The 21082-nt window shown below is 70.9% G+C and carries 22 protein-coding genes; 7 read left to right on the forward strand and 15 right to left on the reverse strand.

Features of this window, described 5'->3' with window-relative positions; all coding sequences use genetic code 11:
- Positions 1–12: 12 nt before the first annotated feature.
- Both OG538_RS20870 and argS read right to left on the reverse strand, forming a co-directional pair.
- Complete coding sequence (locus OG538_RS20870) at positions 13–414, reverse strand: ATP-binding protein (protein WP_406095749.1); 402 nt, start codon at positions 412–414, stop codon at positions 13–15.
- Positions 415–696: 282 nt separating this feature from the next.
- Positions 697–2466 (reverse strand): arginine--tRNA ligase, encoded by a 1770-nt coding sequence (argS, locus tag OG538_RS20875; RefSeq protein WP_406100231.1) that lies wholly within the window; start codon positions 2464–2466, stop codon positions 697–699.
- Between the two features lie 182 nt (positions 2467–2648).
- Here argS and lysS point away from each other — a divergent pair, with 182 nt between their 5' ends.
- A complete protein-coding gene (gene lysS / locus OG538_RS20880) occupies positions 2649–4409 on the forward strand; it encodes a lysine--tRNA ligase (RefSeq protein ID WP_406095751.1) in 1761 nt (586 codons plus the stop codon).
- A gap of 121 nt (positions 4410–4530) precedes the next feature.
- Here lysS and OG538_RS20885 read toward each other — a convergent pair whose 3' ends face one another.
- From OG538_RS20885 to OG538_RS20895, 3 genes are all read right to left on the reverse strand, one after another.
- Entirely contained in the window at positions 4531–5922 is a 1392-nt protein-coding gene (locus tag OG538_RS20885; protein ID WP_406095753.1) for a DUF2637 domain-containing protein, read from the reverse strand.
- Between the two features lie 247 nt (positions 5923–6169).
- Positions 6170–6976, reverse strand: coding sequence for a DUF3558 family protein (locus OG538_RS20890; protein WP_406095755.1), 807 nt, complete (start codon positions 6974–6976; stop codon positions 6170–6172).
- A 235-nt stretch (positions 6977–7211) separates the two neighbouring features.
- Positions 7212–8090: a DUF3558 domain-containing protein gene (locus OG538_RS20895; protein WP_406095757.1), complete on the reverse strand. Its 879-nt coding sequence runs from the start codon at positions 8088–8090 to the stop codon at positions 7212–7214.
- Between the two features lie 170 nt (positions 8091–8260).
- Between OG538_RS20895 and OG538_RS20900 the strand changes: the two genes are divergently transcribed.
- Positions 8261–9454 carry an RtcB family protein gene (locus OG538_RS20900; protein ID WP_406095759.1) on the forward strand — a complete coding sequence of 398 codons (1194 nt, stop codon included), beginning with the start codon at positions 8261–8263 and terminating at the stop codon, positions 9452–9454.
- 487 nt (positions 9455–9941) lie between these two features.
- Here the strand turns inward: OG538_RS20900 and OG538_RS20905 are convergent, their stop codons facing one another.
- Complete coding sequence (locus OG538_RS20905) at positions 9942–10700, reverse strand: SDR family NAD(P)-dependent oxidoreductase (protein ID WP_406095761.1); 759 nt, start codon at positions 10698–10700, stop codon at positions 9942–9944.
- Positions 10701–10754: 54 nt separating this feature from the next.
- The gene (locus OG538_RS20910; protein WP_406095763.1) at positions 10755–11090 is read right to left on the reverse strand and encodes a YnfA family protein; all 336 of its coding nucleotides are present in this window, start codon (positions 11088–11090) and stop codon (positions 10755–10757) included.
- 87 nt (positions 11091–11177) lie between these two features.
- On the opposite strand from OG538_RS20910, the gene OG538_RS20915 reads away from it, so the two are divergent.
- Positions 11178–11699: a hypothetical protein gene (locus OG538_RS20915; RefSeq protein WP_406095765.1), complete on the forward strand. Its 522-nt coding sequence runs from the start codon at positions 11178–11180 to the stop codon at positions 11697–11699.
- An 83-nt stretch (positions 11700–11782) separates the two neighbouring features.
- Positions 11783–12271 (forward strand): MarR family winged helix-turn-helix transcriptional regulator, encoded by a 489-nt coding sequence (locus tag OG538_RS20920; protein ID WP_406095767.1) that lies wholly within the window; start codon positions 11783–11785, stop codon positions 12269–12271.
- 75 nt (positions 12272–12346) lie between these two features.
- On the opposite strand, the gene OG538_RS20925 is transcribed toward OG538_RS20920, so the two are convergent.
- The 4 genes from OG538_RS20925 to OG538_RS20940 form a co-directional block, all read right to left on the reverse strand.
- Positions 12347–13102, reverse strand: coding sequence for a Mut7-C RNAse domain-containing protein (locus tag OG538_RS20925; protein WP_406095769.1), 756 nt, complete (start codon positions 13100–13102; stop codon positions 12347–12349).
- A gap of 64 nt (positions 13103–13166) precedes the next feature.
- Positions 13167–14006: an NAD(P)H-binding protein gene (locus OG538_RS20930; RefSeq protein WP_406095771.1), complete on the reverse strand. Its 840-nt coding sequence runs from the start codon at positions 14004–14006 to the stop codon at positions 13167–13169.
- 256 nt (positions 14007–14262) lie between these two features.
- Positions 14263–14793 (reverse strand): GNAT family N-acetyltransferase, encoded by a 531-nt coding sequence (locus tag OG538_RS20935; protein ID WP_406095773.1) that lies wholly within the window; start codon positions 14791–14793, stop codon positions 14263–14265.
- A gap of 29 nt (positions 14794–14822) precedes the next feature.
- Positions 14823–15644: a DUF6597 domain-containing transcriptional factor gene (locus OG538_RS20940; protein WP_406095775.1), complete on the reverse strand. Its 822-nt coding sequence runs from the start codon at positions 15642–15644 to the stop codon at positions 14823–14825.
- A 90-nt stretch (positions 15645–15734) separates the two neighbouring features.
- Between OG538_RS20940 and OG538_RS20945 the strand changes: the two genes are divergently transcribed.
- Positions 15735–16307 carry a TIGR03086 family metal-binding protein gene (locus OG538_RS20945; protein WP_406095777.1) on the forward strand — a complete coding sequence of 191 codons (573 nt, stop codon included), beginning with the start codon at positions 15735–15737 and terminating at the stop codon, positions 16305–16307.
- Here the strand turns inward: OG538_RS20945 and OG538_RS20950 are convergent.
- The 4 genes from OG538_RS20950 to OG538_RS20965 form a co-directional block, all read right to left on the reverse strand.
- Positions 16240–16560, reverse strand: a complete 321-nt coding sequence (locus OG538_RS20950) for a hypothetical protein (RefSeq protein WP_406095779.1) — start codon at positions 16558–16560, stop codon at positions 16240–16242. The two genes, OG538_RS20945 and OG538_RS20950, sit on opposite strands and share 68 nt — an antisense overlap.
- A gap of 244 nt (positions 16561–16804) precedes the next feature.
- Positions 16805–17269 (reverse strand): DUF3291 domain-containing protein, encoded by a 465-nt coding sequence (locus tag OG538_RS20955; protein WP_406095781.1) that lies wholly within the window; start codon positions 17267–17269, stop codon positions 16805–16807.
- Positions 17270–17317: 48 nt separating this feature from the next.
- The gene (locus OG538_RS20960) at positions 17318–18037 is read right to left on the reverse strand and encodes a helix-turn-helix transcriptional regulator (RefSeq protein ID WP_406095783.1); all 720 of its coding nucleotides are present in this window, start codon (positions 18035–18037) and stop codon (positions 17318–17320) included.
- A 55-nt stretch (positions 18038–18092) separates the two neighbouring features.
- A complete protein-coding gene (locus tag OG538_RS20965) occupies positions 18093–18680 on the reverse strand; it encodes a hypothetical protein (protein ID WP_406095785.1) in 588 nt (195 codons plus the stop codon).
- Positions 18681–18994: 314 nt separating this feature from the next.
- On the opposite strand from OG538_RS20965, the gene hemL reads away from it, so the two are divergent.
- Together hemL and OG538_RS20975 are read left to right on the forward strand one after the other, a co-directional pair.
- Positions 18995–20311, forward strand: a complete 1317-nt coding sequence (gene hemL / locus OG538_RS20970) for a glutamate-1-semialdehyde 2,1-aminomutase (protein ID WP_406095787.1) — start codon at positions 18995–18997, stop codon at positions 20309–20311.
- Entirely contained in the window at positions 20308–21006 is a 699-nt protein-coding gene (locus OG538_RS20975) for a histidine phosphatase family protein (RefSeq protein WP_406095788.1), read from the forward strand. Before hemL ends, OG538_RS20975 begins: the two co-directional genes overlap by 4 nt.
- Positions 21007–21082 lie beyond the last annotated feature (76 nt).

The raw sequence follows: 21082 nt of genomic DNA on the forward strand, positions 1-21082 counted from the left end.
TCCGTGAACCGGTCAGCGTGCCAAGGTGGCGAGGACGGTCTTTCCCCGACTGCCGTGCCGGTCGACGGTGACGTCGCGGGCCAGACGCAGGACCATCGGCCAGCCGAAGCCGCCCGCCCTGCCGGTCAGGTCCGGGGTGCGGCACTGCGGAGGCGTGGGGCTGGGGTCCGTGACCCGGACGTGCAGCGTGTGCTGGTCGGCGCCGAAGGCGAGGGCGGTGACGGCTCCGGCGTACCGGATCGCGTTCGTCACCAGTTCCGAGGAGAGCAGCAACAGGTCCTGGACCGCGCGGGCGGGCGGTGCGGGATTCAGTTTCGCGACGAAGGCGGCGGCCGCCGCGCGGGCGTCCGACGCCCGCAGGGGCGGGGGCGCGGTCTTCGAGGAGTGTTCGGGGGATTCCCCGGAGATTTCCATCGAGACCTCCCGCGTGGAGGAAATCGGTGTGACGCACTGCTCGGTCATCTGCATTCACCCCGTGGTGCAGTCGTGTCGGCTGGTCCTGGTTCGTGTACCCGTGCAAATCCCGTGTATCCGAAACCCATGCGCACACGTGGCCCCAGGCAGCGGGCGGAGGGCTCGGTGGGTGCGGTTCGCCGGAAGCGGCCCGCCCCGGGGGCCGTCACGGCGGAGGGTGCAGTCCAGGTCGAGTGCGCGCCGGCCCCGCCCCCGTCTCGGTGACGCGGTCGGGCGTAGCGCTCAGAGCCGCTCGGGCGTCCTGATACCGAGCAGTGCCATGCCCCGGTGCAGGGTGCGGGAGGTGAGCTCAACGAGGAAGAGCCGGTTCTCGACGACCTCGGCCGGATTCTCGTCGCTCAGGACCTGGCACTGGTCGTAGAACGTGGTGAGGTGCGAGGCGAGCTGGTAGAGGTACGCGGCCAGCTTGTGCGGCTCGTAGCCCGCGGCCACCTCGGACAGCACTTCGCCGAACTGGTCCAGGTGCAGGCCGAGCGCCCGCTCGGCCGGGGCCAGCTCCAGCTCCGGGTGCGCGACCGGCTTCGCGTCACCGGCCTTGCGCAGGATCGACCGGATCCGCGCGTACGCGTACTGGAGGTAGACGGACGTGTCGCCGTGCAACGACACCATCTGGTCCAGGTCGAACTTGTAGTCCCGCACGGCGGAGGTCGACAGGTCCGCGTACTTCACGGCGCCGATGCCCACGTACCGGCCGTTCTCGACGATCTCCTGCTCGGACAGGCCCACCTTCTCGGCCTTCTCCCGGACCACGGCCGTCGCGCGCTCGACCGCCTCGTCCAGCAGGTCCTGAAGACGGATGGTGACACCCTCACGGGTCTTGAACGGCTTGCCGTCCTTGCCGAGCACGGTGCCGAAGGCGAGCTGGTGCGCCTTGACGTCCTCGTTGAGCCAGCCGGCCCGCCGGGCCGTCTCGAAGACCATCTTGAAGTGCAGGGACTGCCGCGCGTCCACGACGTACAGCAGGGTGTCCGCCTTGAGGTTCTGCACCCGGTCGCGGATCGCGGAGAGGTCGGTCGCCGCGTAGCCGTAGCCGCCGTTGGTCTTCTTGACGATCAGCGGGGTCGGGTTGCCGTCCGGGCCCTTCACGTCGTCGAAGAAGACGCACAGCGCACCCTCGGAGCGGACGGCGACGCCCGTCTCCTCCAGGATCCGGCAGGTCTCCTCCAGCATGTCGTTGTAGCCGGACTCGCCGACGATGTCGGGGTCGCTGATCTGCATGTCGAGCTTGTCGAAGACCGAGTAGAAGTAGATCTTCGACTCGTCGACGAACCGCTGCCACATGGCGAGCGTCTCGGGCTCACCGGCCTGGAGCGCGACCACCCGGTCCCGCGAGCGGGCCTTGAACTCCTCGTCCGAGTCGAACAGGACCCGGGAGGCCTTGTAGAGCCGGTTCAGCGACGACATGGCGGCCTCGCCGTCGGCCTGGCCGCCCTCGTGGCTCAGCTCGCCCGGGTGCTCGATCAGGTACTGGATGAGCATGCCGAACTGGGTGCCCCAGTCCCCGATGTGGTGCCGCCGGACGACGGACTCGCCGGTGAACTCCAGGATCTGCACCATCGCGTCGCCGATCACGGCGGACCGCAGGTGACCGACGTGCATCTCCTTGGCCACGTTCGGCTGGGCGTAGTCGATGACGGTCGTGCCGGCGGCGCTGTTGTACGGCACGCCGAGCCGGTCGCCGTCCGCGGCACGGGCTGCCAGCGTCTCGATGATCGCCCTGTCCGAGAGCGTGATGTTCAGGAAGCCGGGTCCGGAGACCTCGATGTCCTTGATCAGATCCGTATCCGGAAGGGCGCCGGTGACCTGGGCGGCCAGCTCGCGCGGGTTGCCCTTGAGCTTCTTGGCGAGCGCCAGGATGCCGTTGGCCTGGAAGTCGGCCCGGTCGCTTCGGCGCAGCAGCGGGTCCGCGGTACCGGCATCCGGCAGCGCTGCCGTCAGGGCGTCCGCCAGCTGCTGCTGGAGCGTGGAAGCGAGGGAATTGACCGAGGCCATGAGCTGGCTGCCGTTTCCGTAGGGGTACAAGGGAAGACCCCGAGTATCCCACGGTGTGTAAAGCGCTTTACGCGTTGTGCTTGACACGCTCGGCCGGGCGGCTCCGTAAAGCCGTTTTCGCGCTGTGGGCGGTACCTGGGAGAATGGCGAGTGCCCCTACGAGTCCTACAAGAGAGAAGGACGTGCCGACCGTGGCTCAGAGTCAGAGCAGCACCGAGACCGACTGGGTCTCCCGCTTCGCGGACGAGGTCATCGCCGAATCGGAGCGTCGTGCGCCTGGCAAACCGGTCGTCGTCGCGTCCGGCCTCTCCCCGTCCGGCCCGATCCACCTGGGCAACCTCCGTGAGGTCATGACCCCCCACCTGGTCGCCGACGAGATCCGCCGTCGCGGGTACACCGTCCGGCACCTGATCTCGTGGGACGACTACGACCGCTTCCGCAAGGTGCCCAACGGCGTGGCGGGTGTCGACGCGTCCTGGGCCGAGCACATCGGCAAGCCGCTGACCTCGGTGCCCGCCCCGGCCGGCTCCGCGTACGCGAACTGGGCCGAGCACTTCAAGACCGCCATGACGGCGTCCCTGGACGAGCTGGGTGTCGAGTACGACGGGATCAGCCAGACCGAGCAGTACCTCGCGGGGACGTACCGCGAGCAGATCCTGCACGCGATGCGCCACCGCGCGGACATCGACGCCGTCCTGGACCGCTACCGGACCAAGAAGGACCCGGCGGCAGGCGCCAAGGGCGGCAAGAAGCCGCAGCAGAAGAAGGTCGACGAGGCCGAGCTGGAGGCCGAGGCGGGATCCGGTGCGGCGAGCGAGGACGACGGCAGTGGCGGCTCGGCCGGTTACTTCCCGTACAAGCCCTACTGCGGCAACTGCGAGAAGGACCTCACCACGGTCACGTCGTACGACGACGAGAGCACCGAGCTGAACTACACCTGCACGGCCTGCGGCTTCGCCGAAACGGTCCGGCTGAAGGAGTTCAACCGCGGCAAGCTCGTCTGGAAGGTCGACTGGCCGATGCGCTGGGCGTACGAGGGCGTGATCTTCGAGCCGAGCGGGGTGGACCACTCCTCGCCCGGGTCGTCGTTCGTCGTCGGCGGTCAGATCGTCCGCGAGATCTTCGACGGCGTGCAGCCGATCGGACCGATGTACGCCTTCGTCGGCATCTCCGGCATGGCCAAGATGTCCTCCTCCAAGGGCGGTGTGCCGACCCCGGCCGACGCGCTGAAGATCATGGAGGCGCCGCTGCTGCGCTGGCTGTACGCCCGTCGCCGGCCCAACCAGTCCTTCAAGATCGCCTTCGACCAGGAGATCCAGCGGCTCTACGACGAGTGGGACTCGCTGGGCCGCAAGGTCGCCGACGGCTCCGTGCTGCCGGCCGACGCCGCCGCGTACGCCCGGGCGATCGGGACGGCCGCCGGTGAGCTGCCGAGCACGCCGCACCCGCTGCCGTACCGGACGCTCGCTTCGGTCGCGGACATCACGGCCGGGGCCGAGGACCAGACGCTGCGCATCCTCGGCGAGCTGGACCCCCAGGACCCGCTGACCTCGCTGGACGAGGCCAGGCCGCGGCTCGACCGGGCCGAGAACTGGATCACCACCCAGGTCCCGGCCGAGGCCCGCACCGTCGTTCGCGACGAACCGGACAAGGAACTGCTCGGCTCGCTGGACGAGCAGGGGCGCGAGTCGCTGCGGCTGCTCCTGGAAGGGCTGGACTCGCACTGGTCGCTGGACGGGCTGACCACGCTCGTCTACGGCGTGCCGAAGATGCTGGCCGGTCTGGAGGCCGACGCCAAGCCGACGCCCGAGCTGAAGACGGCCCAGCGGTCGTTCTTCGCGCTGCTCTACCGGCTGCTCGTCAGCCGCGACACGGGACCGCGCCTGCCCACGCTGCTGCTCGCGGTGGGGGCGGACCGGGTGCGCACGCTGCTCGGCGCGTAAAGAGGTGACGCGCCTCGTGCGCGTGGACGTACGGCGAAGGGCCGCCACCCGGTGAAGCGGGTGGCGGCCCTTCGCCGTGCCGTGGGGCCCTGCCGTGCACGTCGTGCGACGGCTCGGGGGCTCACGCGATGTGGTCGGCCTCCAGTTCGGCGTGGTAGCGGTTCTTGAAGCCCTGGATCAGCTGGCGGAGCAGGGCCATGCTGCGCGGGTGCCGCACGTTGTGGCCGTCCGACAGGTGTATGTCGAGGACCTCGATGCTGGGGTACGTGCTGTGCTGCGTCACGAACGCGGCGAAGACCTCGTAGGCGATCTCGCTGAACTCCGCGTCCTCCTGCGCCCACTCCTCGGCCCACTCGTCGGCGGCCTCGACCACGGGCACCGGCTGCTGCTCCTGCACCGGGAAGTGCTCCTGCACCGGGGCCTGGACCTGAACCTGCCCGGCCTGCGCCTCGTCGCCTCCGGGGGCGGAGGGCACCTGCTCGGTGCGGGGGGCGGGCACGGCGCCGATCGTGCCGACGTTGCCCAGCGGCCGGGTGCGGCCACCGGGACCGGACGGGATCTTGACCGGGGTGGGCTCCAGCCCCTCGACGTACGTCGGGTTGTACGAACCCTCGTACGCCCCGTCCGGAGCCTGCGCCGCGAACCACGGGCTCTCGTGCGTGCCGGGGCCCTCCGCGGCCTGCTCCTCCTCGGCCCATTCACCGGGGACCGTCTTCGCGTACTGCTCCTGCTGCTGGGGGGCGTAAGCGAGCTCGGGCTGCGGGGCCGCGTCCATGGCGACGGCGGCGGCCGGGGCGGAGGCCTGGGCCGGGGGCAGCAGGGCGGGTTCGATGCCGGCGGCGGCGAGTCCGGCGGGGCCGGTCTCGGCGAGCGGGACGCCGTACTTGGCGAGGCGGAGCGGCATCAGGGACTCGACGGGGGCCTTGCGGCGCCAGTTGCGGCCGAAGCGGGCCTGGAGGCGGGCCTGGTAGATCAGCCGGTCCTGTTCGAGCTTGATGACCTGCTCGTACGACCGCAGCTCCCACAGCTTCATGCGCCGCCACAGCCGGAACGTGGGCACGGGCGAGAGCAGCCAGCGGGTGAGGCGGACGCCCTCCATGTGCTTGTCGGCCGTGATGTCGGCGATCCGGCCCACCGCGTGGCGGGCGGCCTCGACGGAGACGACGAACAGCACCGGGATGACCGCGTGCATGCCGACGCCGAGCGGGTCCGGCCAGGCGGCGGCACCGTTGAACGCGATCGTCGCCGCGGTCAGCAGCCACGCCGTCTGACGCAGCAACGGGAACGGGATGCGCAGCCAGGTCAGCAGGAGGTCCAGCGCCAGCAGGACGCAGATCCCGGCGTCGATGCCGATCGGGAAGACCAGCGAGAAGTCGCCGAAGCCCTTCTGCAGGGCGAGCTCGCGCACCGCCGCGTACGAGCCCGCGAAACCGATCGCTGCGATGAGCACCGCACCGGCGACCACGAGCCCGATGAGTATCCGGTGCGTGCGTGTCAGCTGCATCGCGGCCACCCGCGACCCTCCCCAATTCTGTGTCTCCGACGTCCGTTCCGGCGGGACGACTTCGAGTTCCGGCGGGCACAGCCTGGCACATGCCCGCCCGGTGCATTGCGCGGGGAGGGGCGAAGCCCGGTTCTCGGGTGAGGACCGGGCTTCGTAAGACCGCTTGCGCGCGGGCGTGTTGGGGGCCGCCGGCCGTCGTGCGCCGCTGCCGGGGCCGCCCGTCCTGATGGCGGGGCAGGGTCAGGGGCCGGGGCGGTCAGCCCTTTTTCGTGGCGGAGGCGGAGGCCTTGGCCTTGGTCTTGGTCTTCGTGGACGGGGAGGGCTTCGGCGAGCCGCTCGGCTGCGCGGCTTCGTTGGCGGCGGCGACCGAGGCGACCGCCTCCTTGGCGGCCTTCTCGGCGCCCTTGAGGATGTCGGCGCCGGACGGGGTCTTGGCTCCCGCGTAACCCGCGCCGTTGTAGTTGATGGTGACGACGACGTTCCCCGTACGGGCGACGACCGTGGCGTACTTGAAGTCCTCACCCGTTTTGGTGAGGTCGTACGTGATCCGGGTGGCCTGGTCGCCGAGGGAGCTGACGGGGGCGGTCGCGAGCTTCTTCGCGCCCTCGGCCGCCTGCGCCTTGGCGACCTGCTTCGTGTAGTCCGTGGCGGCGCGGTCGGCGCCGCTGCCCAGGGCCTGGTCGGACGCGAAGCGGGTGAAGCCGACGTCGAGCCAGCGGTACTGGGAGCCCTTGACGCCGTTGTCGTCGAGGCCGTTCCACGAGCAGCCGCCGCGGGCGGCGGTGTCACTGGACCTGCCGCGGGTGCCGCTCTTGTTCTTGGCCGAGGGGACCAGGGACTTGACCGTCTTCGCGGTGATCGACTTGCACGGGTCGGGCAGCTCGGCGAACTTCGCCGGTGCGACGGCCGCTTCCGTCTTCTTCGCGTCCGGTGCGGCGGACGAGGAGGAGGAGGTGTCGTCCTGCTTGCCGTCGGAGTCCGACGAGCAGCCGGCGACGACGAGCATCACCGGGACGGCGGCGCAGGCGAGTATGCGGGTGAGTCGCGGGGCTGATCGGTGCATGGTTCCTTCACTCGGGTGGCGCGGCGGTCGGGCTGCCAGACGGTCGGTGGGCGTGGTCGGTGGGCTGTGGCCGCCGGCTGCGGACACATCCGGTGGTCGGTCGGTGGCCCGCGGCGCTGCTCGGCCGACGGGTGGTTCCGGAGCAGCCACGGTACGACGGACGGGCGGCGGATGCCGCCTCGGCCGGGAGGCCGGCGGGGAGGCCCGCGGCCCGCCCCGGCGGCCGGGGACGGGGTTACTCGCTGAAGCCGTCGACCAGCTTCTCGCCCAGTGCCTGGGCCTTCTCCTGCAGTTCCTTGCTGTCGGGGACCTCGGTGGAGAGGGCCGGCTGCGCGGTGTACTCGATGGTGACGATGACGTTCGATGTGCGGAATACCACGCTCACCGTGCGGTGCTGTGCGGTGGAACCTGCCCGGGTGAGCAGATCGTCCAGAAACGCACTGTCTCCGAGCTGGTCGAGCACGCGGGGCTGGAGGTTCTCGGCGGGAGTGCCGGCGGTGCCGCCGTCCGCGGTGTCACCCGTGGCGTCGTCCGCCGCGTCACCGGTGGTGCTCCCGGCGACCGGCTTCGCATCCGTCTTTCCGTCGCTTGCGCCGTCACTCCTGCCCCCGGAGTCCTCGCCCGCCGTCGGGGAGCCGTCGGGCGACGCCGTCTCCTTCTGCGTGCCGTCGGGCGGGAGGGAGGCCGAGGGGAGGTCCGCGTCCTCCTCCTTCTTCGCGTACACCTCGCGGGCGCGGTCCTCGTCGCTCACGGACGGGTCGTACGAGACGACGCGCTCGAAGTCGATGGCGATGCTGCGGGAGGCGTCCGGGGCGTCGGACTTCCAGCGGCAGCCGACGCGGCGGTCCGTGTCGAAGGTGCCGGCGGGCGCGCCCTCGTACACCTTGTCCTGCTGGGCCTCGGGCAGTTGCGCGGCGCCGGGCAGGAGGTCCCTCAGGGTGGCGAGGGGGATGGCGCGGCAGGCCTCGGGAAGGGTGCGGTACTTGCCCGGGGGTGCGGCGGAGACGGTCAGGGTGCCGGGCTTGCTGTCGGTGGCCGATGCGTCGCCTTCGGTGCCGGCACTGCAGCCGGCGACGAGTGCTGCGATCAGCACAGCGCCGGGTACGTACGCCATTCGTCGCACGGTCCTGGGCTCCCTTCGCGCGAAAAGCGGTTGCCGCTCGATGGCGGCCGGTGGACACAATGTGTATCGCACGCGCCGCCGTGATTGCCGGTCGACCGACTCATTTGCCGACCTTGGCACCGGTTTTGCGCTTTCAGTCTTTTCGGGGGAATCGAGGAGTTATGTCGTATGTAGAGGTGCCGGGTGCGCAGGTCCCCATCCGCATGTGGGCCGACCCGGCTTCGGTCGAGGACGTCGCGATGCAGCAGCTGCGCAACGTCGCCACCCTGCCGTGGATCAAGGGCCTGGCCGTGATGCCGGACGTCCACTTCGGCAAGGGCGCCACCGTCGGCTCGGTGATCGCGATGCACGGTGCGGTCTGCCCGGCGGCGGTGGGCGTGGACATCGGCTGCGGCATGTCCGCGGTGAAGACCTCGCTGACCGCCAACGACCTGCCCGGCGACCTCTCCCCGCTCCGGTCGAAGATCGAGCAGGCCATTCCGGTGGGCCGTGGGATGCACGACGACCCGGTGGACCCGGGCCGGCTGCACGGTCTGGCGTCGACCGGCTGGGACGACTTCTGGGGGCGGTTCGACGGGGTGGCCGATGCCGTCAAGTTCCGTCAGGAACGTGCGACGAAGCAGATGGGAACGCTCGGCGGGGGAAATCATCACATCGAGGTCTCCCTGGACGAAGTCGGCGCCGTATGGCTGACACTCCACTCCGGGTCGCGGGCCATCGGCAAGGAACTCGCCGACTTCCACATCGGCCAGGCGCAGCAGCTGTCGCACAACCAGGGTCTGGTCGACCGCGACCTGGCTGTCTTCCTCGCGGACACCCCGCAGATGGCGGCCTACCGTAACGACCTCTTCTGGGCGCAGGAGTACGCGAAGCGCAACCGCGCGACGATGATGGCGCTCTTGAAGAGCGTGGTGCGCAAGGAGTTCAAGAAGGCGAGCGTGGCATTCGGCCAGGAAGTCAGCTGCCACCACAACTACGTGGCGGAGGAGCGGTACGAGGGTATGGACCTGCTGGTCACCCGCAAGGGGGCGATTCGGGCGGGCAGTGGCGAGCTGGGGATCATTCCTGGCTCCATGGGCACGGCCACGTACATCGTGAAAGGCCTCGGCAACGAGAAGGCGTTCAACTCTGCCTCGCACGGGGCGGGCCGTCGAATGAGCCGCAACGCGGCCAAGAAGCGGTTCTCGACACGTGACCTGGTGGAGCAGACTCAGGGGGTGGAGTGCCGCAAGGACTCCGGCGTCGTGGACGAGATTCCCGGTGCGTACAAGCCCATCGAGCAGGTCATGCAGCAGCAGCGCGACCTGGTCGAGGTCGTTGCGAAGCTGAAGCAGGTCATCTGCGTGAAGGGCTGAAGCGTGGGCGGTGAGTCCGCCTCGAGGGAGTAGACGGTCCGGACCGCAGAGTGGTGGCGTTCGGAGCAGTTGGTGGAGCGGATGCGTTCTTTGATGCTGCTCCTGTAGGGAGTCAGCCGCTGGAACTCGCGAAGGATCGCGATGTCTCGCACGTTGATCTCCACGCTCAGGCGGCCTTTCCGGCCTGGCCCGGTGGCGAGGTGCCCGTCCGTCTGTACAGAGCCGACCATGTAGGCGTATCGGGGATCGGCAAGATCCATGTACCCGGTTGTCGGGGCCACGAGAGCGTCGACTTCGAAAAGCGCGGGGGCGTTAGGGCCCTGCTCAGCCACGGGAAGCTCCACTTCCTTGGCGGTGAGGTTCTCGGTCCGGACTGCAATCCGGACCGAGAGCCGTTCTGTGTGAAGTGGTGATCAACCGTGGGGCGAGAGCGCGAAAGGCGACTCGATCGTGCAGGTTCCCCCGGACGGGTAGGCCGTCTCGGTGCTCAGACGGTTCGGTGGACCTTCGAGTTGGAGGCCTGGGCGCGCGGGCGGACCACCAGGAGGTCGATGTTGACGTGGCTGGGGCGGGTGATGGCCCAGGTGATCGTGTCGGCCACGTCGTCCGCGGTGAGGGGGGCGTCCACGCCCGCGTAGACCTTGGCGGCCTTCTCGGCGTCGCCGCGGAAGCGGGTGGTGGCGAACTCCTCCGTCTTGACCATGCCGGGGGCGACCTCGATGACGCGGACCGGGGTGCCGACGATCTCCAGGCGGAGGGTCTCCGCCAGGACGTGCTCGCCGTGCTTGGCGGCCACGTAGCCGCCCCCGCCCTCGTAGGTGGAGAGCCCCGCGGTCGAGGAGAGGATGACCACCGTGCCGTCCCCGCCCGCGGTGAGGGCGGGGAGCAGGGCCTGGGTGACGTTGAGTGTGCCGATGACGTTGGTCTCGTACATCTGGCGCCAGTCCGCCGGGTCCCCGGTGGCGACGGGATCGGCGCCGAGCGCTCCGCCGGCGTTGTTGACGAGGACGGCCAGGGAGCGGAAGGCGGTGGCGAACTCGTCGACCGCGGCGCGGTCGGTGACGTCGAGGGCGTAGGCCGTGGCCTCGTGGCCCGCCTCGGTGATCTCGGCGGCGAGCGCCTCGATGCGGTCCTTGCGGCGGGCGGTCAGCACCACACGGAAGCCGGCGGCCGCCAGCTGCCGGGCGGTCGCGGCACCGATGCCGCTGCTCGCTCCGGTGATGACGGCGATGGGGGATGCGGCCATAGCGGGCTCCTCGGACAGCTGATCGGTACGGAGCCAGGATAGGCAGGGGTGCGGTCAGTGGTTGCGGGGGGCATACATGATCACGGCCATGCCGGCCAGGCAGATCAGTGCGCCCGTCACGTCCCAGCGGTCGGGCCGGTAACCGTCGGCGGCCATGCCCCAGGCGATCGACCCCACGACGAAGACCCCGCCGTACGCGGCGAGCACCCGTCCGAACTCGCCGTCCGGCTGGAGGGTGGCGACGAAGCCGTACGTGGCCAGGGCGATGATGCCGCCACCGATCCAGGCCCAGCCGCGGTGCTCGCGGACCCCCTGCCAGACGAGCCAGGCGCCACCGATCTCGAAAAGGGCGGCGACGGCGAAGAGCGCGAGGGAGCGGACCACGGACATGGGGGCAGCGTGCCACGGTTCCCCTTGGGGACGCGCCGAACCGGTGGGTATATATGGATAATTCGTGATGATCTGTATCTTCAGGGCATGGGAGTGACGCGCAAGGCTCTGCTGGGGGTGTCCGCTGCGGCGGCAATGGCGTCGATGGTGGCGCCGGGTGTGGGCGGGACGGCCACGGCCGTCGGCGCGCCCGTCGGTGCGTCTGCGGTGCGGAGCATCGCACCGGAGGCGGATGTGTCGCATCACGGGCATGTCTCCCTGTGGGGCAGTGGGCTCGGGATCTGGCTGCGCAGCGAGAACCGCGGTCCGGCGGACCTGGCCGGAGTGACCGTGCGGCTGCGGATCTCCGTACCGCTGGCGGGCCGCCAGGAGTTGCCGCAGGAGTGCCTGCAGGCCGACCGGGCGACCGTGCTGTGCCGGACGGGTGCGCTGCGCGCGGACGGCTCCGAGCAGCGGCAACTCGCGCTCGAACTGCAGCTCGCGGGTCGGCCGCCGGAGGTGGTCGTCCGGATCGACACCGTGTGGAACGGCGGGGCCACGGACCGGAATGCGCAGAACAGCGAGCACCAGGTGCTGGCCCCCGCCACGGGGGACGAATACGTCTTCTGAGCCGTCGGGGGCCGGTCACGCCGCATGCGCGGCGGCCCCTGTGGCGGGGAGTGCCGGGGAAGCCTGCTCCGTACACTCTCCGCATGCCGCAGAAGTCAACCGCCCCGGGCCGCCGTGCGCTGCTGGCCGAGCTGGCCGTCACCTCGCGCCGCTACATGGCCTCGTACGCACTGTTCAACCAGGCCGTGGCCGACCATCTGCGGCTGCACCCCACCGATCTGCAGTGCCTGAACCTGCTCGGCCTGGAGGCCGGGGCCGTCACCACGGGCCGCGTCGCCGAGCTGACCGGTCTCACCACCGGGTCGGCCACCCGGCTCGTCGACCGGCTGGAGCGGGCCGGCTATGTGACCCGCACGCGGGACACGGAGGACCGGCGGCGGGTGCTCGTCGCGACCGTGCCGGAGCGGATGGCGGAGTTCGGCGCGGTCTGGGAGCGGCTGAACGGCGGCTGGGCCGCCCTGTTCGAGACGTACGACGACGACGAGGTCGCCTTCCTCATCGCCCATATGCGACGCACGGTCGAACTGAGCGCGGGCCAGATCGAGGGGCTGCGTCGCGAGGACGCCGGGTGAGGTCCTCGGAGCGGAGCGGAGCTGGGCCGGGCGGGGCGAGGGCGCGGCAGACGGCAGGCCCGGTTGGGTGCGGGATCAGCCGTCCGACGGGCCCGGTTCGGCGAGGGCGCTGCCGAAGTCCCGGACGGCTTCGGTGACGATCGCATCCAGGCGGGCGTGGTGGGCGCCGCGCCAGTACACCCGGTCGCACTCCGTGCACTGCGCGAAGACGTCGTACGACCGCTGAGTGCCGTGCTCCAGCTGTGCGCTGACGGAGTCCTTGTCGGCTGCCGTCAGCGGCCCGTTGCACGCCGTGCACCGCGTCCACGGGGCAAGGTCCGGCGCGAACCGCTCCAGCACGTCACGCAACTGCGCCTCGGGGCGGTCGCTGTAGACGTACGCCCCCGCCCAGATCTCCCGCCGGTGCAGGAGCCCCCGGTCCCGGGAGAGCAGGACCCGCCGCTCCTGTGCCGAGCGGGCGGCCAGCGCCGGGTCGCCGATGTCCTCGCTCTCGTACGCCGCATCGACCCCGAGCAGCCGCAGCCGCCGCGCGAGGGTGCCGAGGTGGACGTCGAGCAGGAAACGCAAGGGTGCGCCCGGCACGCTCTGCGGACGTCGGACGGCCCGGACCTCGACCCGTTCCCCCGCTGAGGGGATGTGTGACACCGGGGCGGGGTGACCGTCGACGAGGAGTTGCCCCGCCTCGGTGAGCGGGATGCCGAGTGATTCGACGACGTGGCCGAGGGTGGACGAGCCGTCGGTGGTCACGGCCGTCGCGCCCCCGCGGCGTGCGTGTGCGACGAAGAGGCGCAGTTCCGGGGCGACTTCGAGGTGGATCTCGGGTCCGTTCACCTGGTCAGGATGCCACCGGGGGCCGGGCCGGGCCACGGGATTGGGGAGCGCGGCCGCGCCGGTGTCAGGCGCGGAAGGCGGCGGCGTGATCGGCGGCCCAGGCCGCGAACGTCCGGGCCGGACGGCCGGTCAGCTTCACGATGTCGTCGGTGACTTCCGCGGGGGTGCCGTCCGTGGCGGCCTGGTAGTCGAGCAGCGCCTCGGCGATCGCCTCCGGCACGAAGGGGGACACAGCCTGCTTCCAGGCGGCCCGGCTCACGGCTTCGACGGTGACGCGGCTGCCCGACGCCGCGGCCAGGAGCTCGACCTGCTCGGCGACGGTGAGGGATGCGGGGCCGGTCAGGTGGTATGCCGAGCCCTGCAGGCTCGCGTCGGTCAGGACGGCGAGTGCCGCCTCGGCGATGTCGGCCTCGTCGATGGGGCTGGTCCCGCTGTGCGGGTAGGGCAGGGCCACGGGGCGGCCGGACCGGAAGGACTCCGACCACTGGTAGGCGTTGCCGGCGAAGGCGCCGGGACGCAGCAGGGTCGCGGTGAGGGGCGCATCCGTCAGGGCCTGCTCCACCGCGTGGTGGGAGGCGGCGATCGCGTTCGACCCGGCGTCCGGGGCGAGGACCGCGCTGGAGGACAGCAGGACGATGTGGGTGACGCCCGCGGTCTGCGCGGCGGCGAGGAACTCGGTGACGTGGGACGGCTCGGCGTAGAGGAAGACGGAGTCGACTCCTGCCAGGGCGGCCGCGAAGGTGCTGGGGTCGCCGAGATCGCAGGCGGTGGTCGGTACGCCGGCCGGCAGGGAGAGCTCGCCGGGGTTGCGGGAGGCGGCGCGCACGGTGTGGCCGCCGTGGTGGAGGAGCGATACGAGCGCGGAACCTACGCGGCCGCGGCTGCCGGTGACGAGGGTGAGCATGGACGGGGCTCCTTGATGGGCGGGGTCGGTCGGATCGGGGTCGGTCGGATCTGATCGGCCCCGGCAATTGGCTGCGAAACGCATAAGCTGCGTGACGCAGTTAAATATCCAGGAGGTGGCCCAGCCCGTCAAATGTTTATGCGCGTCGGAGGGGCGGGGGCCCGCCTTGGCCTGTCCGGCCCGGCCCGCCCCTGCCTGGCAGCCCCGCCCGCCCCGCCCCGCCTCGGCCTGTCCGCCGCCCCGGCCTGCTGCCCGTTCAGCGTTCCGGATGGAGGTCCAGTCGCCAGTCGTTGGTCAGCAGTGGATGTCCCGGCGGATACTCGACCTCGCACTCGCCCATCAGTGAGAACCCCGCCTTGCGGCACACCCCGTTCGACGCGCCGTTCTCCACGGACGGATAGGCGTGCAGATAGCGGTGCTTGTGCTCGGCCCGCGCCTGCTCGGCCACCGCCGCGGTCGCGGCCGACGCGATGCCCCGGCCCTGGAACTCGGCGAGAACGGCCCACCCCGTCTCGTACACCTCCTGGCCCTGCCAGGTGCGCTCCCAGAAACCGATCGTGCCCACGCCCTCGGCCTCACCGGGCAGCGTGATGCGGAACATCCTGCCGCGACCCGTCCGGTCCGCGCTCAGCGCCACGTACCGGCTGTGACGCCCTGTGAGCTGCTCATCCGACTCGGGGCCGCCCAAGTGGTTCATCAGCTCGGGCGCGTTGGCGCGGCGGAGCAGCTCCAGGTCGCTGTCCGACCAGGGCTCGATCCGTACGGATGATGCTTCGGTTCGCTCCATGCCGGAACTCTAGGACGGGCCACTGACATTCAGCGGGCGCCGAGCATCGTGGGCGGGACGCCCACCGTCGCCGTGAAGTCTCTGACCAGGTGGGCCTGGTCGCTGTAGCCGAGATCCGCGGCGAGTCCCGCCCAGTCCACCGCCGGGTCCGATTCGGCGCGTTCCAGCGCCTCGTGGATGCGGTAACGCAGGATGACCCACTTGGGACCGACACCCACGTACGTGGCGAAGAGCCGTTGCAGTGACCGCACCGACACCCCCTCGGCCCGGGCCAGTTCGCCGACGCGGCGGATCGTGCGGTCGGTGCGCACCAGGTCGACCAGGGCCATGGCCAGCTCGGCCTGCGGGTCCGGCTCCGGGCCGAGCGCCAGCAGGTACGCGTCGAGGGCCGCGACCCGTGCGTCCTCCTGCGCGGGGTCGAGCACGGCCGACGGCGGGGCGGGCGGCGCGAACACCTCGGGCGCCGGGACCCGGCGGCCCGTCCACTCCGATACCGGCCGCTCCGGTGCGAACGGATGGAACCCGCCGGGGCGGAACTGCACACCGCAGACCCGGCCCCGCCCCTCCAGCTTCTGGGTGAAGAGCTCCAGGCCGATGCCCGAGACCTCCGCGAACCCCGCGTCCTCGTCGCCACAGCCCGCGTACCGCTCGAAGACCAGGTTGACGCTGGGGTGCGGGACCAGGTGGGAGGCGTACGGCTCGCGCAGGTCCCAGTCGATCAGCCAGTAGTGCTCGAGGTAGGGGCGCAGCGCGGGGGCGGGGGCGTGGCGCCGGAAGCGTACGTGCGTGAACAGCTCGGGGGCGTCGACGATGCCCCGGGTGTCGCTTCGGGGGCCTTGGGTGCCGGGCATGGCTGCCGATCCTATGACGGGGGCGCTCCGAGTGTCCCTGATGGCGCGTTTCTTCAAGACCCGGGCCGTTGCCGGATGCATGGTCGAAGCATGAAGAAGATCAGTGAATTGCTGGATGCGGCAGCGGGCAGCGCGCTGCCGGTGGTGCGCGGCATCGATGACAGCCGGCTGGGTGACCCCACGCCGTGCGCGGAGTACGACGTCCACGCCCTGCTCAGTCACCTCTCCCAGGTGGTCGTCAACTTCACCGCGCTGGCGGCCCGACAGGACGCGGACTTCGGCGAGACCCCGGACGCGGTCACCGGGGACTGGCGGACACGCTTCGGCGAGGAGACGGCCGCGCTGGTCGAGGCGTGGGCGGCGCCGGGTGCGGAGGAGGGGACCGCGGGGTCCATGGGGTTCCCCGCGCGGACGGTCGGGCACATGGTGCTCGGTGATCTGACCGTGCACGCGTGGGACCTGGCCCGGGCCACCGGTCAGGAGTTCGTGCCGGAGGCGGACGTGGTGGACGAGATCGGGCCGGCGCTGGAGGGGATGGCTCCGAGGGCGCGGGAGGGGAAGATGTTCGGCGAGCCGTTCCCCGTCCCGGAGGGTGCTAGCCCCTTTGCGCGGGTGCTGGCGCTGACCGGTCGTGATCCTGACTGGCAGCCGCCCCGGGGCTGACGCCACCGTCGGCCGGAACGTGCGTGTGCGGTGCCGTCGGGCCGGCGTAGAGCGTGCCGAGGGTGCCGTAGGCGCCCTCCACGATCCGTTCGGCGTCCACGAGCATCGCGCGCTCGGCGAGCCGGGCCGCCTGGTGGGTGTACGGGGACGGCGGCGCCGGGTGCCGGCGCCGCCACCAGCTCGCACCTGCTGTGTAGATGCCGCTCGCGAGGACCAGCACGGGAATGGACAGAGCCGGCAGAGTGTCGCCCACGGCAGGCCTCCTTCAGAGTCGATGCCTCCTGCATCGGCAGGTTCGACAGGTCGCCTGAAGATCATTCTTCGGCCAATGAATGGCCTGATAGGGCTGGCTGGCGGACGCCCTTCGTGCAGGTGGGGGGCCGGATCGATGCCTGCTGGGCCGTGTGTTCGGCGGAGGGCCTCTCGGCGGAGTGCGTGTTCGGCGGGAGTGTGTTCACCGGGAGGCGGAGCCGTCGCGGCTGCCGTGCCCGGATCCGTCAGGGGGAGGCGGTGGGCGGCGGATGCGGGGCGCGGAAGGTGAATGCCCCGGGCCCTTCCCCGATGTCGCGGATCAGGGCGATGCGGTCCATCGCCTCGTCGACGCCGGGGCGGTGCCCTGCGGGGACCCACCACAGGGCGAGGTGGAATTCGGCGAGCCGCTCGTACCACTCCCGGCGGCGTGCCAGCACCTTGAGGTGCTCGCTGCGGTAGGTGAAGTTCCGTAGTGCTTCGACCGATTCCCAGACCGAGCAGTTGATCAGGAGCAGGTCGTCGTCGCTCTCGGGGCGCAGGTTCGTCGCGTCGCCCCCGTTCTCGTCGACCATGCGCCAGACGAAGCCCGGGGCCTGATCGGCGACGGCGTTGATCTCCGGGAGCTGGGCGACGAAGCCGGCCAACTGGGGGCTGTCGAGGGGGGCGAGGATGCGCCCGACATTGACTTGGGCAAGGTGGAATTCGCTCACGGGGGCAAGCATGCCCGGGTGAACCTTCTAAAGTCAACGAATGCTTTTTTAGACCTCGGATGCGGCTTCCGGCACGGTTGCCGGTGCGGTGTCGCACGCGGCTTCGGGAGCGGCTTCCCTCGTGGTTTCCAGGGCCACGCAGCAACCCTGCGGAAGGGGGTCCATCGCCGCGCTCCAGCCCTGACCGCCCGGCAGCCCGGCGAGGAGGCCCTCGATTCCCGCCAGGTTCATCCCGCAGACCAGGGCGGGGAACTGATCGGCCAGCGCGTGGAAGGGGCAGTTGTTCAGGCGCAGGGTCCCGCCGTCCCAGAACGGCTCGTAACCGCGCTCCCGCAGGACCGCGACCGGATCCTCCTCGCCGTCCGAGGCGCCCCCCTCGGCCTCCCCGGCCGCCCTCGCCGCCGCCTGCAGTTCCCCGTCGAGCCCGGCCTGTTCCACCACCTCGGCCAGCAGCCGGCTCGCCGTGTCGTACGACCGCGGCGGCACCGACACCGTGCGCTCGCCCTCGGCTCTCCGGTACAGCTTCGCGGGACGCCCGGCCCCCGGGCCGCTGCGCCCCGAAAGGCGCCGGAAGCACACTTCCAGGAGCCCGGCCTCGACCAGTTTGTCCAGGTGGAACGCGGCCAGCGAGCGGGAGACCCCGACCGCCTCGGCCGCGGCGTCCCGCCCCACCTCACCCGGTGTCCCGGTGACGTGCCGGTACAGTCCACGCCGCACCGGATCCCCCAGTACGACCAACGCCTCCAGGGCGGCATCCTCGCTGCTCACGGCACGATTCTATAACCAACGCCCATTGATGGCAGTGCGCCGCGGGAGTGCCGGGTCAGGGCCAGACCAGGCAGTACGCCTGATGCCCCGCGTCATGCAGCCGGTGGCTGAAGTCCTGCCACTCGTGCAGCAGTTGGTACACGTTGAACGCGTCACGCGGGCCACCGCGGTCGGGGACCGTCGACCAGATGAAGGCCGCGGCGCCCACGGACTCCTCGCTCACGTCGCGCAGCGGGTCCACGACCGTCATGGGGAGCTTGACCACCGCGTAGTCGGGGTGCAGGACGACCAGCTCCAGCGGTGGGACCTTGTGCAGGGGTATGCCCTGTATGCCGGTGAGGACCATCGCGGCCACCGTCTCGGGCTTGATCTTGGTGAACATGCCGCCCATGCCCAGTTCGTCGCCGCCGAGCTCCTCGGGGCGCATGGAAATGGGCACGCGTGCGGCAGTGGCCCCGTCGGGAGCCCCGAAGTACTTGTAGGTCACCCCCACCCGGCCACCACTCCTGCTTCCGGCTCCGACCTGCGCACCGCCGGCCTGTATGCCCTGCTTGCGCTCAGCCTCGCGCCGGTGCCGACCTCGCCGGGCAGGCTCGGGCCCCAGGTCGTCGGTCCCTTCGCCCACTTCGCCACCGCGATGCATATCTCATCCACCCGACTACTAACTAGGAGACACAGCCCCCGCCGCGCAACCCGATCATCGTGTCAGTGACCTCCCCCACGGGCGTGCGGTGAAACACCTGACCGCAAGACTGTCCGTGGCTCCGACACCATGGCATGTGTGAGCTTTCCCTATGACGCCCCAGTTTCGCAGACTTGCGGGTGTTGACGCCCGGTCGTTACGCGGATGTGCCCGCGGGGCTTTCGGCGGCGGGGATCTGCCGTCCCGTACGGCGCGGGGGCGCTGTCCTACCCTGGGGAGGTCACTACCCCCCGGAGTCGGAGAAGTCGCAGGTCATGACCGAACTGCCGTATCGATATGAAGCCCCAGTTTCGCAGACGCTTTTTGACCGCGCGTCCCTCGTGACGCCCGGTGGCGTGAACTCTCCCGTGAGGGCCTTCCGGGCCGTGGGCGGTACGCCCCGCTTCATGGTGTCCGGTACCGGTCCGTACCTCACCGATGCCGACGGCCGTGAGTACGTCGACCTCGTGTGCTCGTGGGGACCGATGATTCTCGGCCATTCCCACCCCGAGGTCATCGCCGCTGTCCAGGAGGCCGTCGCCCGCGGTACCTCGTTCGGTACGCCCGGCGAGGGTGAGGTCGCCCTCGCCGAGGAGATCGTCGCCCGGGTCGAACCCGTGGAGCAGGTGCGGCTCGTGTCGTCCGGCACCGAGGCGACCATGTCCGCGATCCGCCTCGCCCGTGGCTTCACCGGCCGGGCGAAGATCGTGAAGTTCGCCGGCTGCTACCACGGTCACGTCGACGCACTGCTGGCCGCCGCCGGGTCCGGGCTGGCGACCTTCGGCCTGCCGGACACGCCGGGGGTCACCGGCGCTCAGGCCGGCGACACGATCGTGCTGCCGTACAACGACCTGGAGGCCGTGCGGGCCGCGTTCGCCGCGCAGCCCGGCGAGATCGCCTGCGTGATCACCGAGGCGTCGCCCGGCAACATGGGCGTCGTGCCGCCGCTGGACGGTTTCAACGCGGGGCTCAAGGAGATCTGCGCCGCCAACGGCGCGCTGTACATCTCCGACGAGGTCATGACCGGCTTCCGTACGTCGAAGGCCGGCTGGTTCGGCATCGACGGGGTGCGGCCCGACCTGATGACCTTCGGCAAGGTGATGGGCGGCGGCTTCCCGGCCGCGGCGTTCGGCGGTCGTGCCGACGTGATGGCGCACCTGGCCCCCGTCGGTCCCGTCTACCAGGCGGGCACCCTCTCCGGTAATCCGGTCGCCACCGCAGCCGGTCTCGCCCAGCTGCGTCTGCTGGACGACGCGGCCTACGCGAAGGTCGACGCGGTCTCCGCGGAGATCCGCGGGCTGGTGAGCCAGGCACTGGACAAGGAGGGGGTCGCGCACACCGTGCAGGCGGCGAGCAACATGTTCTCCGTCTTCTTCACCGACCGGCCCGTCCGCGACTACGACGACGCCAAGCAGCAGGAAGCTTTCCGCTTCACCGCGTTCTTCCACTCGATGCTGGCGCAGGGCGTCTACCTCCCGCCGTCCGCGTTCGAGTCGTGGTTCGTCTCCACCGCCCACGACACCCGGGCCGTGGAGCGGATCGCCGCCGCGCTGCCCGCCGCAGCCCGCGCCGCATCGGAGGCCACCGCATGAGCGAGACCAGCAGCACCGGACGCAAGGACATCACCGTCGTCCACCTGATGCGCCACGGAGAGGTGCACAACCCGGAGGGCGTGCTCTACGGGCGCCGTCCCGGCTACCACCTCTCCGAGCTCGGCCGGCAGATGGCCGACCGCGTCGCCGAGCACCTGGACAAGCGTGACATCACGCATGTCGTCGCCTCCCCGCTGGAGCGGGCCCAGGAGACGGCGACGCCGATCGCCAAGACGCACGGCCTGGACCTCGCCACCGACGAGCGCCTCATCGAGGCCGCCAACGTCTTCGAGGGCAAGACCTTCGGCGTCGGTGACGGGGCCCTGCGCAAGCCGGACAACTGGAAGCACCTGACGAACCCGTTCCGGCCGTCGTGGGGTGAGCCGTACGTCGAGCAGGTCGTACGGATGATGGGCGCGCTGGACGCGGCGCGCGACGCGGCCCGCGGTCATGAGGCGGTGTGCGTCAGCCACCAGCTGCCGATCTGGATCGTCCGCAGCTTCGTGGAGCGGCGCCGGCTGTGGCACGACCCGCGCAAGCGGCAGTGCACGCTCGCCTCGCTGACCAGCTTCACGTACCAGGGCGACAAGATCGTGTCCGTCGGGTATTCGGAGCCCGCCCGTGACCTGGTGCCGGCGCACCTGCTGGCGGGGGCGAAGCCGGTGAAGGGGGCGTCGAAGGGGTTCGGCGCGTAGCCGGCCCCTGGGCCCGGGGTCTTCGGGTTCGGGCCCGCCCCGGTTCGGCCGGTGGGCGGGCCCGGGTGCGACCCGG

It is taken from the genome of Streptomyces sp. NBC_01013, assembly GCF_045162765.1.
Taxonomy (GTDB): domain Bacteria; phylum Actinomycetota; class Actinomycetes; order Streptomycetales; family Streptomycetaceae; genus Streptomyces.